The 14,182-nt window shown below is 50.7% G+C and carries 16 protein-coding genes; 4 read left to right on the top strand and 12 right to left on the bottom strand.

The genetic code is table 11. From position 1 onward, the window contains the following. Positions 1–33: 33 nt before the first annotated feature. Complete coding sequence (gene dsrB / locus ACLJTG_RS04435) at positions 34–228, bottom strand: protein DsrB (RefSeq protein ID WP_000867218.1); 195 nt, start codon at positions 226–228, stop codon at positions 34–36. Between the two features lie 128 nt (positions 229–356). On the opposite strand from dsrB, the gene yodD reads away from it, so the two are divergent. Both yodD and ACLJTG_RS04445 read left to right on the top strand, forming a co-directional pair. Further along, a complete protein-coding gene (gene yodD / locus ACLJTG_RS04440; protein WP_000844798.1) occupies positions 357–584 on the top strand; it encodes a YodD family peroxide/acid resistance protein in 228 nt (75 codons plus the stop codon). Positions 585–894: 310 nt separating this feature from the next. After that, the gene (locus ACLJTG_RS04445; protein WP_000948794.1) at positions 895–1,710 is read left to right on the top strand and encodes a mannosyl-3-phosphoglycerate phosphatase-related protein; all 816 of its coding nucleotides are present in this window, start codon (positions 895–897) and stop codon (positions 1,708–1,710) included. On the opposite strand, the gene dgcQ is transcribed toward ACLJTG_RS04445, so the two are convergent. The 3 genes from dgcQ to ACLJTG_RS04460 all read right to left on the bottom strand — a co-directional run bounded on the left by dgcQ (position 1,689) and on the right by ACLJTG_RS04460 (position 4,745). After that, entirely contained in the window at positions 1,689–3,401 is a 1,713-nt protein-coding gene (dgcQ, locus tag ACLJTG_RS04450; protein WP_001119828.1) for a cellulose biosynthesis regulator diguanylate cyclase DgcQ, read from the bottom strand. The two genes, ACLJTG_RS04445 and dgcQ, sit on opposite strands and share 22 nt — an antisense overlap. A 164-nt stretch (positions 3,402–3,565) precedes the next feature. Continuing rightward, positions 3,566–3,751: a YodC family protein gene (locus tag ACLJTG_RS04455; protein ID WP_001521741.1), complete on the bottom strand. Its 186-nt coding sequence runs from the start codon at positions 3,749–3,751 to the stop codon at positions 3,566–3,568. Positions 3,752–3,827: 76 nt separating this feature from the next. Then, positions 3,828–4,745, bottom strand: a complete 918-nt coding sequence (locus tag ACLJTG_RS04460; protein WP_085983347.1) for a DUF808 domain-containing protein — start codon at positions 4,743–4,745, stop codon at positions 3,828–3,830. Between the two features lie 169 nt (positions 4,746–4,914). On the opposite strand from ACLJTG_RS04460, the gene yedA reads away from it, so the two are divergent. Beyond that, positions 4,915–5,835 carry a drug/metabolite exporter YedA gene (gene yedA, locus ACLJTG_RS04465; protein ID WP_001212264.1) on the top strand — a complete coding sequence of 307 codons (921 nt, stop codon included), beginning with the start codon at positions 4,915–4,917 and terminating at the stop codon, positions 5,833–5,835. Here the strand turns inward: yedA and ACLJTG_RS04470 are convergent. The 4 genes from ACLJTG_RS04470 to drpB form a co-directional block, all read right to left on the bottom strand. Then, positions 5,824–6,294, bottom strand: a complete 471-nt coding sequence (locus ACLJTG_RS04470; RefSeq protein WP_000785981.1) for a very short patch repair endonuclease — start codon at positions 6,292–6,294, stop codon at positions 5,824–5,826. The genes yedA and ACLJTG_RS04470 overlap by 12 nt on opposite strands. Then, positions 6,275–7,705 (bottom strand): DNA cytosine methyltransferase, encoded by a 1,431-nt coding sequence (locus ACLJTG_RS04475; protein WP_001157303.1) that lies wholly within the window; start codon positions 7,703–7,705, stop codon positions 6,275–6,277. Before ACLJTG_RS04475 ends, ACLJTG_RS04470 begins: the two co-directional genes overlap by 20 nt. A 73-nt stretch (positions 7,706–7,778) precedes the next feature. Next, entirely contained in the window at positions 7,779–8,474 is a 696-nt protein-coding gene (locus ACLJTG_RS04480; RefSeq protein WP_079951284.1) for a phosphohydrolase, read from the bottom strand. Positions 8,475–8,553: 79 nt separating this feature from the next. Continuing rightward, complete coding sequence (drpB, locus tag ACLJTG_RS04485; RefSeq protein WP_079951285.1) at positions 8,554–8,865, bottom strand: cell division protein DrpB; 312 nt, start codon at positions 8,863–8,865, stop codon at positions 8,554–8,556. A gap of 649 nt (positions 8,866–9,514) precedes the next feature. On the opposite strand from drpB, the gene ompS1 reads away from it, so the two are divergent. After that, entirely contained in the window at positions 9,515–10,708 is a 1,194-nt protein-coding gene (ompS1, locus tag ACLJTG_RS04490) for a porin OmpS1 (protein WP_410958894.1), read from the top strand. A 261-nt stretch (positions 10,709–10,969) separates the two neighbouring features. Here ompS1 and ACLJTG_RS04495 read toward each other — a convergent pair whose 3' ends face one another. From ACLJTG_RS04495 to ACLJTG_RS04510, 4 genes are all read right to left on the bottom strand, one after another. Next, a complete protein-coding gene (locus ACLJTG_RS04495; RefSeq protein ID WP_024131109.1) occupies positions 10,970–11,158 on the bottom strand; it encodes a hypothetical protein in 189 nt (62 codons plus the stop codon). Between the two features lie 10 nt (positions 11,159–11,168). Beyond that, entirely contained in the window at positions 11,169–11,381 is a 213-nt protein-coding gene (locus ACLJTG_RS04500; RefSeq protein ID WP_000208509.1) for a cold shock domain-containing protein, read from the bottom strand. 454 nt (positions 11,382–11,835) lie between these two features. Further along, positions 11,836–13,104: a Y-family DNA polymerase gene (locus ACLJTG_RS04505; protein ID WP_079951288.1), complete on the bottom strand. Its 1,269-nt coding sequence runs from the start codon at positions 13,102–13,104 to the stop codon at positions 11,836–11,838. Positions 13,105–13,106: 2 nt separating this feature from the next. Next, positions 13,107–13,526 carry a translesion error-prone DNA polymerase V autoproteolytic subunit gene (locus ACLJTG_RS04510; RefSeq protein ID WP_000394196.1) on the bottom strand — a complete coding sequence of 140 codons (420 nt, stop codon included), beginning with the start codon at positions 13,524–13,526 and terminating at the stop codon, positions 13,107–13,109. Positions 13,527–14,182 lie beyond the last annotated feature (656 nt).

The following is a 14,182-nucleotide window of genomic DNA, read 5'->3' on the forward strand; positions in this document are numbered from 1 at the left end:
CCGGACTGGCAATGTACCTCCAGTCCGGCTCAATTAGTCCTGCTCCGCCTTCTCGACAAAAATACCATCCTGGTGACCTGACTCATTGAAGAACCAGATGCCGAGCGGGTAATCCTCCAGCGAAACCAGGTACATTGTGCCTTCACTAAATTCTTCCACTGCCAGTACCACGCCCGGTCGGCGGGGACCGCCGTCCGTTTTAACAGTTACCCGATCATTCACCTTCATCATTTTCCTCCTGTCGCTTTGTGCCAGTGTAGAACAATTTTCTGCGTCTGACAGCGCCTTGCCGGCGTGTTTGCTGGTTTTCTCAACGGTCTATACTTAGGCTGTCAGGAACCCGTGAGGTAGTGAAGATGAAAACGGCAAAAGAGTACAGTGATACGGCCAAGCGAGAAGTGAGCGTCGATGTAGATGCGCTACTGGCGGCCATCAATGAAATCAGCGAAAGCGAGGTTCACCGTAGCCAGGAAGATCCTGAGCGGGTGAGCGTAGACGGGCGGGAATATCATACATGGCATGAATTAGCTGAAGCATTCGAGCTGGATATTCATGATTTTAGTGTAACAGAAGTAAACCGTTAAAAATGGCCGAAAAAAATCCCGGCCCTACGGGTCGGGATCAAACTTGCTTATGCAAGAAGCACTTGAAAATTCGTTACACCAGGAAATCTGATGTGAGATTTACCTTATCTGCAATTTTTTTTGCATGACAAGTAAATATTTTTTACATGAATGATTAAGCGCGCTAATAGTTTGGTAGCAAAAGTGTGACAACGCATGTGCTGCCTGGAAGCGACGGGATCGGTTCCAGTTAGCGTTCGACTTCTTTCGGGTGTGCTTTAGGACTTTTCCTGGAAATAAGCCCGCCGTTGCAACGGAAAATGAGGAAAAAATGCTCTCAATCCATGACCCCTTGCTGATTTTTACCGATCTGGACGGCACACTGCTGAACAGCCACACTTTTGAGTGGCAGCCCGCGGCTCCCTGGCTTACACGCCTGCATGAAAGCGGCGTGCCCGTGATCCTCTGTAGCAGTAAAACCGCGGCTGAAATGCTCCAGCTCCAGACGACGTTAAATCTACAGGGACTGCCGCTGATTGCGGAAAACGGCGCGGTGATCCAACTGGACGTTCATTGGGAAGACCATCCCAACTATCCCCGTCTGATAGCCGGTATTTCTCACAACGAAATCCGCCTCGTCCTGCATAAATTGCGTGAAAAGGAACAGTTTAAGTTCACCACGTTTGATGACGTTGACGATCAGGTGATAAGCGAATGGACGGGCCTAAACCGGGCACAGTCTGCCCTAACCCGTCTGCATGAAGCGTCGGTGTCGCTGATCTGGCGCGATAGCGATGAACGCATGGCGCAGTTTGTCGCCCGTTTAAATGACCTGGGACTGCAATTTGTCCATGGCGCCCGTTTCTGGCATGTGCTGGACGCCTCCGCCGGTAAAGATCAGGCTGCTAACTGGCTAATAGAAGCATATCGTCGGCAGTGGCGCGCGCGTCCTCTGACGTTGGGGCTAGGAGACGGCCCCAATGATGCGCCCTTACTGGATGTGATGGATTATGCGGTTGTCGTTAAAGGGCTAAACCGGGAGGGCGTACATTTGCGTAACGACGATCCTCAGCGCGTCTACCGTAGCCAGAACGAAGGGCCGGATGGCTGGCGCGAAGGCATGGACTATTTCTTTTCCCGCTCCTGAGTCGCGTCGCTGGCGCAAATACGGTTACGTCCGGACTGTTTGGCGTAATAAAGCCGTTTGTCGGCCAGCGACTGCAACTGCTCAAAATCATAGTCGCCGTATTCCTCCGCGCTACTGATCCCCATTGACGCGCTGATACGAAGCGTCGTGCTTTTCGTCACCAGAATCTCTTTGTCATTAATGCGCTGGCGTATGCGTTCGGCAATCTGCAGCGCCTGCGCTTTCGTCGCGCCGGGCAGCACGATACAAAACTCTTCGCCTCCTACCCGTCCGGCGATGTCGTGCGCTCGAATGGTGCTGCCAATGAGCCCAGCGGCATGGGACAACACGCGATCGCCTGCCTGATGGCCAAAGCGATCGTTAACGCTTTTAAAATAATCTAAATCCAGCTGTATCACAGAAAATGGCTGGCGGGCTTCCCGATAGCGCTTTGCCAGCCTGGACGCTTTTTCAAACAGCGCGCCACGGTTATATAGCCGGGTCAGCGGATCGTGCCATGCCTGCCATTGCAGCGAATTTTGCAGAACAAACATGTTTTTGACCATATGTCGAATAACGCCCCAGGAGATCAACAGCATCGCCGTAAAAAGCACCCATAACAGCGTCAGCGCGATACTAATACTGCCAAAATTCCCTTGGATGCCTTCACGTAATGTATGCACGCGCAGCAGGACGCCATCAAAATGATCCAGTCGCTCCCAGCTTACATAATGCGTTCCTAAACGCAGCCCGCCCAGGGTATCTTTTTCTATTTCACGCGCCAGTAAGGCGCGCTCACGGTCATTTAACGTATTCGCGGTTTGTTGTTCCGGCGCGGAGTCCGTCAACAAACGGAGATGGTTATCGTATAGCTGATATTCCCCTTCAATATCCTTTTCGGCCGCATCGCGCAGGAACCGCTGTAATGACGCGACGGGAATATCCATTGCCAGTACGCCATACCAGTAATTATCGTGATCCAGCGGTAGACTGGCTGTCACTTTTTTCTGCTCGTCAGCAACATAGGGCTGTGCGGAGGTAAACCACCGCACGCCGCGCTGTGGGTTACGCCGTTGGCTTTGCTCGATAAACCAGGGCTGGGTCACGTACTGATAGTAACGGGAGACAATATCGCTACCGTACGCCGTAGGGAGAGTTGAGAGGTAAAACCCTGAGCGAGAAACATACATCGTCTCCAGCGTCAGCATGGCGGATGAGCGCGCCAGACGCGCCAGATACCCTAACTCCAGCGTGGCGGTTAATTCATTTGCCAGGTCACGACTCTCCCGCGAAAGAAGCGTCGTCCGGGCGACAAATTGATCGGAAACGCCATATAACGGCAATGTCCGCCGCTTATCCAGCTCCAGTTGCCAGAAATGTCTGACGCGTCGTTGCTCAAACTGCGTCACCGCGCTTTGCAATGCGGAAAAAGCCAGCGGCGCCACCAGCGCTTCATGCATACCGTTGCGTAAAAAGATCAACCTGTCCATGTTGAATTGCAGTTGGCGGTCAAGGACATTCGCGACGCTCCCCAGATGATTGCGCTGACTGGCGACATACGCGTCTTTCAGTATCATCACTTCCCGCCAGGTAAGTAGCGTCGAGAACAGCATCACGATCAGAAAACAGGTGTTGACGACATGACCGGGACCAAAACGCCGCGCCAGCTTTTTAAACCAGCCTTGATTGTCTAACAGTGTTTCGTGCGGCACCCTGGTAACTCCTGGTTATTGATACAACTCCCCCTGATGGCTTACGGTAGCCAGACCTCATCAAGGGATACCACTCAATCCTGGCATAACCAGGTAGCAGCATGTCGCAGCGCGACGACTCTTTTTCTCCACAGCAAAACGCCCGGCATTAACCGGGCGTTTTGTCATCGGGCTTCGTCCCGCCCGCGCCTTTCCTTGCCTGGCACGAGCTCATTCTCATGGAATGCCTCCCGCTTTACGCCAAAACCATCATACCAGCGACACTCTACCATTCCGCTGGAATAACCGGTGACGATCATCCGGGGCCCACCCTCTTTCACGGTAACTTCCTCACTGACAGAAAAGACCATACCTGCCTCCTGTATCAGATGAAACGTTTTCACCTTAGACGAGGATGGACAATTTTGCATAATTCATTCTAGAAAATCAGTGCGAAACACCGCGAATTTTCGCCACACCTTTCACCAGCGCCACCACAATGGCGCCGATAATAAAGCCGAGCACCAGATTCAGCCCCGCAGGGATCGTATGCGCTATGAAAGCCCCCTGCTGCTGCGCAAAATGTTCAATGGCATGGTGTAGCGGCGCAATACCGTGTACGACAATCCCGCCACCGACCAGAAACATCGCCAGCGTACCGACAATGGATAATGCTTTCATTAACCAGGGCGCGATAATCAGTAATCCTTTACCGACGCCCTGCGCCAGCACGCTACGCTTTTCCGCCAACCAGTACCCCATATCATCCAGTTTGACAATAATACCCACCAGGCCATACACGCCAATGGTCACAACCAACGCAATCCCCGCCAGCACCAACACCTGATTAAGCAGCGGCGCCTGCGCGACAATCCCCAGGGTAATGGCCACAATTTCAGCGGACAGAATGAAATCGGTACGGACCGCCCCTTTTACTTTATCTTTTTCAAAGGCCAAAGGATCTTGCGCAGCCAGCGCCTCAAGACGTTTTTGCCGCTCCGCCGGGTCTTCTTTGTGTTTTCGCGCCTCAAAGGTATGCAGGACTTTTTCTACCCCTTCAAAGCAGAGAAACGCGCCGCCTAACATTAATAAAGGCGTGATGGCCCACGGGATAAATGCGCTTATCAGCAGCGCCAACGGCACCAGAATAACCTTGTTGATTAATGATCCTTTCGCCACGCTCCATACCACTGGCAGCTCGCGATTAGCGCGAACGCCGGTCACCTGCTGCGCATTGAGCGACAGGTCGTCTCCCAGTACGCCCGCGGTTTTTTTCGCGGCCAATTTGCCCATTACCGAAATATCGTCCAGCAGCGTGGCGATATCGTCGAGTAATGTCAGTAAGCTACTTCCTGCCAAAATGATTTCCTCGGTCTTTTCTTCTAAGACGTTAAGTATGTAGCAAAACGCGCAATGCCGAAACCGGCGGCGCGGGTCAACGCCTTTTTATTCCAAAAGGACAATTATAATGCTCGCCAGCATAATAATTTTGACGTTTACTATATTCACCCTTTTTATTTCACCGTGAGTGATTATGCGTTTCCGGCAGTTATTACCTCTTTTTGGCGCGCTTTTTGCCTTGTACATCATTTGGGGGTCTACCTATTTTGTTATCCGCATAGGCGTTGAAAGCTGGCCGCCGCTAATGATGGCAGGCGTACGTTTTCTCTCGGCGGGGATGTTGCTCATGGCGTTTTTGCTGTTGCGCGGCGAAAAACTTCCGCCGCTGCGCCAGACCATCAACGCCGCGCTGATTGGTCTACTGCTGCTGGCGGTGGGTAACGGCCTGGTGACGGTGGCGGAGCATCAAAACGTGCCATCGGGCATTGCTGCCGTCGTGGTCGCCACTGTCCCGCTATTTACGCTGTGCTTTAGCTACTTTTTTGGTATTAAAACGCGCAAATTAGAATGGGTGGGGATTGCCATTGGACTTGCCGGGATTATTCTGCTGAACAGCGGCGGCAACTTAAGCGGCAATCCGTGGGGCGCGATTTTGATCCTGATAGGTTCGATGAGCTGGGCATTTGGTTCCGTTTACGGCTCGCGCATCGCCCTCCCTGTGGGCATGATGGCGGGCGCGATTGAAATGCTGGCGGCGGGCGTGGTATTGCTTTGCGCGGCGTTTCTTTCCGGCGAAAAGCTCGCCACGCTGCCTGGTTTATCGGGGTTTATGGCCGTCGGCTACCTGGCGTTGTTCGGTTCTATTATCGCCATTAATGCCTATATGTACCTGATTCGCAACGTCAGTCCGGCACTGGCGACCAGCTACGCCTATGTGAATCCGGTTGTCGCCGTGTTGCTTGGCACTGGCCTGGGCGGTGAGAGGTTATCGCCCGTTGAATGGGCCGCGCTGGGTGTGATTGTGTTTGCCGTAGTGCTGGTGACTCTGGGTAAGTACCTGTTTCCTGTCAAGGCGGTGGTCACGCCGTGTAAAACGGAAGATTCACGCCAGTAGATGAATCCCCTGGGTGTCGATCTGCGCGCTGGCGCCGCCGCCGCAGATCCACTCTTCCAGGCGCTCCGCCAACGCCGCGTCGCTCAATTTCGCTCGCCCGCGCAAGGCGCACTCCCAGACGATCAGTACCCGCCAGCCAAGCGCCTGTAAACGCTGAATATCGCGCTCATCGCGCTCAACGTTCTTACCGATTTTTTCCAGCCAGAAAGCCGTTCGCGTGGCCGGTACTTTGAACAGATAACAGTGGTGATGATGCCAAAAGCAGCCATGAGTAAAAATCACACAATCATAGTCATTCACCACAAAGTCCGGCTTGCCCGGTAATGTCGTGTCCTGAGTATGAAACGTAATCCCCTGCGCGCTTAGCAGGCCGGCAAGACGTTTTTCAATAGCCGTATCGCGGGTCGCTATCGCGCGCATATTTTTACTGCGCGTGGCTTTATCGTGAACGTCCGCCATCTACCGTCTCTTTCTGACGCAGCGTCACCGCCTGGTGAATTTTGGGTTCCAGCAGCTTTGCTACCGCAGCAAATACCGGCACCACCACGGAGTTGCCAAACTGGCGATAGGCCTGCGTATCCGAGACAGGTATCCTGAACTGGTACGTTTGCGGCGCCTCAAATCCCATTAAACGCGCGCACTCTCTCGGCGTGAGTCGGCGGGGACGATGTTGTTGGTTGCCAGCATCGTCGAAATTCACTTCGCCTTTCGCCATATCCCAACCACGATCGATCAGAATTTCGGCGCCATCTTTGTAGTAGCGAGCAGATAACGTGCGCGCCACACTTTCCGGATTGTCAGGATAAACCATGCCATAGCCAAAACCGTTTCCCCGCGCCTGGTGCTTTTTCGCGTAGCGATATAAATATTTCCACAGCACCGGCGTCAGGATATATTTGGCTTCGACGACGGGCTCCAGCAGTTCTGCCAGCGTCGGACGGCGCGGTGGATAACAGCGGGCGATATTGCGTAACGTAAAATCGGTTTTCAGGTTTAAATCGCGACGGAATCCCACTAACACAATACGTTCCCGATGCTGAGGAAGAAAGTGCTGCCCGTCGATAATTTTCGGATCGTCCGGGCCATTGTCAGCGGCATCCGCCACGTCATATCCCAGTTCATCGAGCGTTTGCATAATAATGCGGAAGGTGTTGCCCTGGTCGTGACTTTTAAGGTTTTTCACGTTTTCCAGCACAAACAGCGCGGGGCGGCGGGCGTCGATAATTCTTACGACATCAAAAAATAACGTCCCCTGAGTCTCGCAGGCAAAGCCGTGGGCGCGGCCCAGCGCATTTTTCTTAGAAACGCCCGCCAGAGAAAATGGCTGACAGGGAAAGCCCGCCAACAGGACATCATGTTGCGGAATATGCTGGCGAATGTGTTCCGCCGCCTCATCATCGCTGACCCCTTCCCGGTGGCTCAATGTGATATCGCGGATATCTTCATTAAAGCGATGTTGCAGCGGATCGCAAAAATAGTTCGCTTTATATGTCCGTACCGCGTGCTTATTCCATTCGCTGGTAAACACGCACTGTCCGCCTATCGCTTCAAATCCGCGGCGAATGCCGCCGATGCCCGCGAAGAGATCAATAAAACGAAAGGCGTAATGCGGATGATGCGCTGGCGGCGTCGGCAACCCTGTTTTAAGACAGGTGAGTTCATTGTCGCTCAAGCGATGCCATGCCGCGTTCATCATTACGCGCTTGAAGATGGCCGGGCTCCAGTGCTGTTCGCCCAGGCCGTTAAGGTGCGCCACCAGCGTTTTAACATCGTAGATTTCCAGCAATTGACTCAGCATCGCCTGGATCTCGCTTCCGGCGTCGTCGGCGATGAGGTTCCGGGCGTGTGTTACTGAAATATTTTCCTGCATACATTTAACCGGCCAAAAATAATTGCCGACAGACTATCATAAAATGACGCGGTTTACGTTTCAGCGGCAGGGGTTACTGATGCGTAGCAAACATCTGGATGACCGCCTCATCCCGTGTTTCATAGTCGCCTTTCAGCTCAGCGCTCAGTTTCGCCATGTACGACACCAGAAAATCCGCATTACGCTGCGCCAGGGACTTGCCCCGTTCGGTCTGCATCGTCAGCGGCAGTTTCAGCAGCTTGGTTTGAAAATGGTCGAGCGCGAATTGCTTATCGTTAAGAGGCCGTCTGTCGGCAAAGGGATCGTCGGCATCAAACAGCGCGACGCCCAGCGCGCCGGAGACCGCGAAGACCCGCGCCAGACCAATGGCGCCCAACGCCTCCAGCCTGTCTGCATCCTGCACGATTTTTGCCTCTGGCGTGGTAGGCGCAATTTTTGCGCTGAAGCTATGCGCTTCGATAGCATGACAAATGCCCGCCAGTTTTTCTGCCGGAAAGTAAGGAAAATCCCGCAGAAAAATACGTCGGGTTTCTGCCGCCGCCAGAATGGAAGAACGATGCCGCTGCGGATGATTTTTCGCCAGGCTGACGATGTCATGGAAATAACATGCCGATAGCACCACCAGCCAGTCGACAGGAACGTTTTCCCCCAGCGTTTGCGCGGTTGCCCAAACACGACGAAAATGGAAGATGTCATGGGCGGCATCCTGTTCCTGGTGGTGGTGACGTAGCCAGTCTTCAAACTGCGATTGCCAGTATCCTGAGTCCATACGCCCTCTCTTTATAGCTGACCATTTTTATTACATGCCTGAGCACAGGGTTCGCTATCCTGACATATCCGCCACCACTTTACATCCCTGCGTGCTTGCGCGTTTCTGGCTTGGTGTCGGCGGGATAAGCCCTGTTTTTGCGAGGCCGGGTGTACCAGGCAATACCCCCCAGAATAAGCCAGACGACGCCCAGCGAAAGCGCGTTAAGCCATTTTTCCGTTGCGCTGCCAGGAGTGCTGATTGGGCCGAGAACCGGCTCGGTTTGTATGGCGGACATCAGCCACACGCAACGCGCCATCGCCCAGATGAAGTAGCCGCAAAAGGTATAAAAAACCCATAACGCTAATTTACCGCCCATGCTACGGGTGGCGTTGTCCTCCCTGGTACTCAAACTTTACTCCGCTTTTGTGATGTAAGTCATATGACATTAATTACATTATAATGTGATATTAGTCACATTTCGACCATGGAATACCTTATCCACCTGTTCTGGTTATTCATTCCACAAATAGTTTATTCTCAGTTAATGTTGCGTCTGGCGCTGAACCTGCTGTTAAATAAGGGAATGGTAATTGAATCGCACTCTGATGCAGAATAACCTATAACCAGAACAACTTATTTTTACGCACCGCGATAGCGTTTTATTTTATTAGCATTAAATGTCAGAATGATTCGGTTATTAGCCTTTTATCATTTATTTTATCATTACCCACATTACCGGCATTTATGCCGGTTTTTTTTATGCTTTTTCATAATCAAAGCATCAAATACATATAAAAAACAAATTATATTCACGCCAGCAGCTATCAAATCAAAACACATAACTCATTGATAAAAAATGATAATTATAGACTATATATTCTTAGTCACTTATATATCATGTATTATAAAAAACCAAATAGAAACAAATTGAAATATTTTAAATATCTTTGTTACATGTTATTTTTTAAATTCCATGAACTTCATAGAATAGTATCAATTTGTAGTTTTGTTGAAGTGGCTACATATTCATATAAATTATTATCATAAGGGAATACATAATGAACAGAAAAGTTCTGGCACTGCTTGTCCCGGCGTTATTAGTGGCAGGCGCAGCAAATGCGGCTGAAGTTTATAATAAAAATGGCAACAAACTCGACCTGTACGGCAAAGTTGATGGTCTGCGTTACTTCTCTGACGACGCAGGCAGCGACGGCGATCAGACCTACGCGCGTTTTGGTTTTAAAGGCGAAACGCAGATTAACGATATGCTGACCGGCTATGGTCAGTGGGAATACAACATTCAGGCGGACACCTCTGAAGGCGAAGGTGCAAACTCCTGGACTCGTCTGGGCTTTGCCGGTCTGAAATTCGGCGAGTACGGCTCTTTCGATTATGGCCGTAACTATGGCGTTATCTACGACGTTGAAGCCTGGACCGATGTGCTGCCGGAATTCGGCGGCGACTCTTACACCCAGACCGATGTCTATATGCTGGGCAGAACCAACGGCGTTGCCACCTACCGTAATACCGACTTCTTCGGTCTGGTGGACGGTCTGAACTTCGCGTTGCAGTACCAGGGTAATAACGAAGATCCTGGCGCAGGCGAAGGAACAGCCAACGGCAGCGATGCAGAGAATGGTTCTCGCAAACTGGCCCGTGAAAACGGCGACGGTTTCGGTATGTCTGCCTCCTACGACTTTGACTTCGGGTTAAGCCTGGGTGCGGCCTACTCTTCCTCTGACCGTACGGACAATCAGGTTGCTCGTGGTTATGGCGACGGCATAAACGAGCGCAACAACTATGCCGGCGGTGAAACCGCTGAAGCCTGGACCGTAGGTGCCAAATATGACGCCTACAATGTTTACCTGGCGGCCATGTACTCTGAAACCCGCAACATGACCTATTATGGCGGCGGCAATGGCGAAGGTAATGGCGGTATTGCTAACAAAACCCAGAACTTTGAAGTGGTTGCGCAGTACCAGTTCGATTTCGGTCTGCGTCCGTCCATCGCCTACTTGCAGTCTAAGGGCAAAGATTTAGGCGGTCAGGAAGTCCATCGTGGCAACTGGCGTTACACCGACAAAGATCTGGTTAAATATGTTGACGTCGGTATGACTTACTACTTCAACAAAAATATGTCCACCTACGTTGATTATAAAATCAACCTGCTGGACGAAGATGATGACTTCTACGCAAGCAACGGTATTGCAACCGATGATATCGTAGGTGTTGGTCTGGTCTACCAGTTCTAAGACGCTTTATGTTATTCAAGCCCGTGCTTAGCGCGGGCTTGTTATTATAGGGCAAGAATTAAATAACGGATAAGGGCACAAAGACAGGTTGACCTGGTTTCATCGGATAGATGAAGACAACATCACTTTTTTCAGGCGCTGTCTGCAAGAGAAATAACACCTTTGGGGAAAGGTAAATGCCACTATAGATGATGGATGTCAGCGTCTATAGATGATAATCATCCGGGCATAAAAAAAGCTCCTGTACGGAGCTAATATGAATTATTTTCTAAAATCTGGCGGAACCTGCCCTGAGCGAATGTATAATCCAACATTATCAAAAGTGATCATGGTTGACTTACAAAAAATACATTTCGCGCCAAACGGGTTTTGCTCAGTAACATCGAATGTCGATGTTCTGTATTGTGAACCATGGCAACATGGACACCGGAAGTGAATTTTATTAGTAATATCAGTTGCCTTAAAGCGCCACAACGTTGACCGCTGATGGACCTTTTGGTCCCTGCTCTACTGAAAACTCCACTTCCTGATTTTCATTCAGAGTGCGGAATTCATTACTTTGAATGGCGGAAAAATGCACAAACACATCTTTGCTGCCATCTTTAGGCGTAATGAAACCAAAGCCCTTTTCAGGGTTAAACCATTTTACTAAACCAGTGATTTTCGTCGTCATAATATTGTTACCTTTTGAATGAGCCCTTGGGCAAAATGGCCTGAAGAAAATTATCAGAGAGAAAAAAACCTAAAGGAGATCTCAAGAGGAACAAATGATGAGAAATATTACAATCACTACTTCAGATAAGTTTGTATCAAACCGCACAACCATTAACGCATGGTTAACTGCACATAGCAAGCTTTAGTTTTGTTAAAAAAATATTAATTTTTTTTTAGCATTATCACGCTGATTGCCATACTCTTTTTATCCATGCCCGGTGCTACGGCTGAAACCTGGCGTAAATAAGTGACGTCTCACAACGCCTGCCGGGCAATAAACGCGCCACATTTTCTGATGTCGTAAACCAGGATACATGCGCCTCATCGTGAGAGGTTCCTGTGATCTTGTGCGACCAAAACCGGTTAGAGAACGGGGATGATTTGGCAACTATCTCAGGCATTGATCGCACAAGTTACTTAACACGCAGTAGATCAGAGTATCTTGTGGTGTACCGAGGCGAAAGCATTTCTCGCTTCATAGCCCACTGTTGCGACATCCCCTGCCCGGCGAAGTACAGCGTCCCCTTCCCGTCTTTTGCGTTAAGATGGTCCAGTACTTCCATCAACTTCGCACTACCGGCGCGCGGCGCGTTATCGTCGAAAAGGTTGAGTTGCGCTACGCCCTGACTGAAGAAGTCACCCAGCATCACCCCCGCTTTCTGGTAGCGATGGCCGTCGCGCCAGATTTTATCCAGGCATTTCACAGCCGCATTGATAATGTCGCGTGAATCCTGCGTGGGGGTGAGAAGCGTCACCGCGGCGCTGTTACCGTAGTAGGGCTCGTTCAGGGCAAAGGGTGATGTTTTGACGAATGTTGAAATGAAACGGCAGTACTGGTGCTCGCCGCGGAGTTTTTCTGCCGCGCGCGCAGCGTAGCTGTAAACAGCCTGGCGCATTTCCTCATAGTCTGTGACCCGCTCGCCGAAAGAGCGACTACAAACGATTTCCTGCTTTGCCGGCGCAAACTCTTCGAGCTCCAGACATGGCTCTCCGCGAAGCTCTCTCACGGTACGCTCCAGCACGACATTGAAGTGTTTCCTGATGATCCAGGTACTTTGTTCAGAGAGATCGAGAGCAGTCTTGATGCCCAGGGCATTGAGCTTCTTACTGATGCGCCTGCCGACACCCCAGACATCCTCCACGGGTATCAGGGCCAGCAGCCGACGCTGGCGATCGATGTTCGACAAGTCAACCACCCCGTCGGTCTGGCGCTGCCACTTTTTCGCAGCATGGTTAGCCAGCTTGGCAAGGGTTTTCGTCTGGGCAATGCCTACACCGACAGTCAGGTGCGTGCGCTTCAGGACCGTCGCTCTTATCTCGCGCCCGAAATCTGTCAGATCCCGGCAGTTTCGTACTCCCGTCAGATCACAAAAGGCCTCATCAATGCTGTAAATTTCTACCCGCGGCACCATCTCCTCGAGTGTGGTCATTACCCGGTTCGACATATCAGCGTAAAGCTCGTAATTACTGCTGAAGCAAACAACACCGGATCGCCGGAAGCGTTCTTTCTGTTTGAAGTATGGCTCACCTGGTGCGATACCGAGCTGTTTCGCCTCGGCGCTACACGCGATAACGCAGCCATCATTGTTTGATAACACCACCACCGGTCGGCCACATAAATCAGGACGAAAGACCGTTTCGCAGGAGGCGTAAAAGCTATTAACATCGCAGATCGCGAACATAATCAACTGACCGCTTTAATGATAAAGGTCACCACCCCGAATATGTCGAGCGTGTCTTCACTGCCGACAGGTATAGGTCGATAGGCGCCGTTCATGGGGATTAACTGCACTGTCGGGCGCAACTGCAACCGTTTTACGGTGAACTCTCCTTCAATTGCCGCAATTACAATGTCACCGTGGTCAGCGTTCCGTGAGCTATCCACCACCAGCAGGTCACCGTCGCTGATGCCTGCTTCAATCATTGAATCCCCCGAGGCTTTGACAAAATATGTTGAGCTGGGATGAGAAACGAGCAACTCATTAAGATCGATACGCTGCTCAATGTAGTCCGCCGCGGGGCTGGGGAATCCACACGGCACTAAGTAACTGAAAAATGGGAGAGGAATAATTTCGCGCAACTCTGTAGGTCTGAAAAATTCCATAATCCATACCTCGAATACTGTTTTTATATACAGTAGTGTTATTTGAACATGCGCGCAAGATACCGGAGTCGCTACGACTGTTTAAATCTTCGTCGCTTCGTTTGTAAGTTTCTCTCTCAGTTCAAATTATGGGTTTTGTAAATTTTCCGGTTGTATTGTCATGTGCGCATATTTAAGCCAGCCTGGAGGCCAGATTTTCTGTACAGCGTCGACAGTCCCGCAGCGTAAGTTATCGCCACGCGCCAGCGCGTTTCCCTGACAGCAATTAATCTTTCGCCCTGCGCCCATGTCTACAGGGGAACATGTCGGGCAACAGGCCGGGTGCGACGATTACCGAGGACGACGGCGTTAAGTCGCCGCGAGTGACATCACTGTGAATCCCGATGGGGTACAGCGAGCTTCATGAATTTACTAAAAATATAACAGACACAAAAAATAGTTTTATTTTTCATTATGATTAATATCAGTTTGCATATTGGAAATAAGAATAACTGACCAGAACACCATGATAAACACTGACAACAAATTAAAAGCGTAGTATTTTTGATTTACGGCAACAAAATTAATAAGAGTCATGGCAGCTAAAAAACTCTTTTTCTTTTCCTGTACAAATAAGATAAAAATCGCTTCATCCACCACCGCAAGAATATGTATAT

This window comes from Salmonella sp. SAL00672 (assembly GCF_046552175.1).
GTDB classification, from domain to species: Bacteria; Pseudomonadota; Gammaproteobacteria; order Enterobacterales; family Enterobacteriaceae; genus Salmonella; species Salmonella enterica.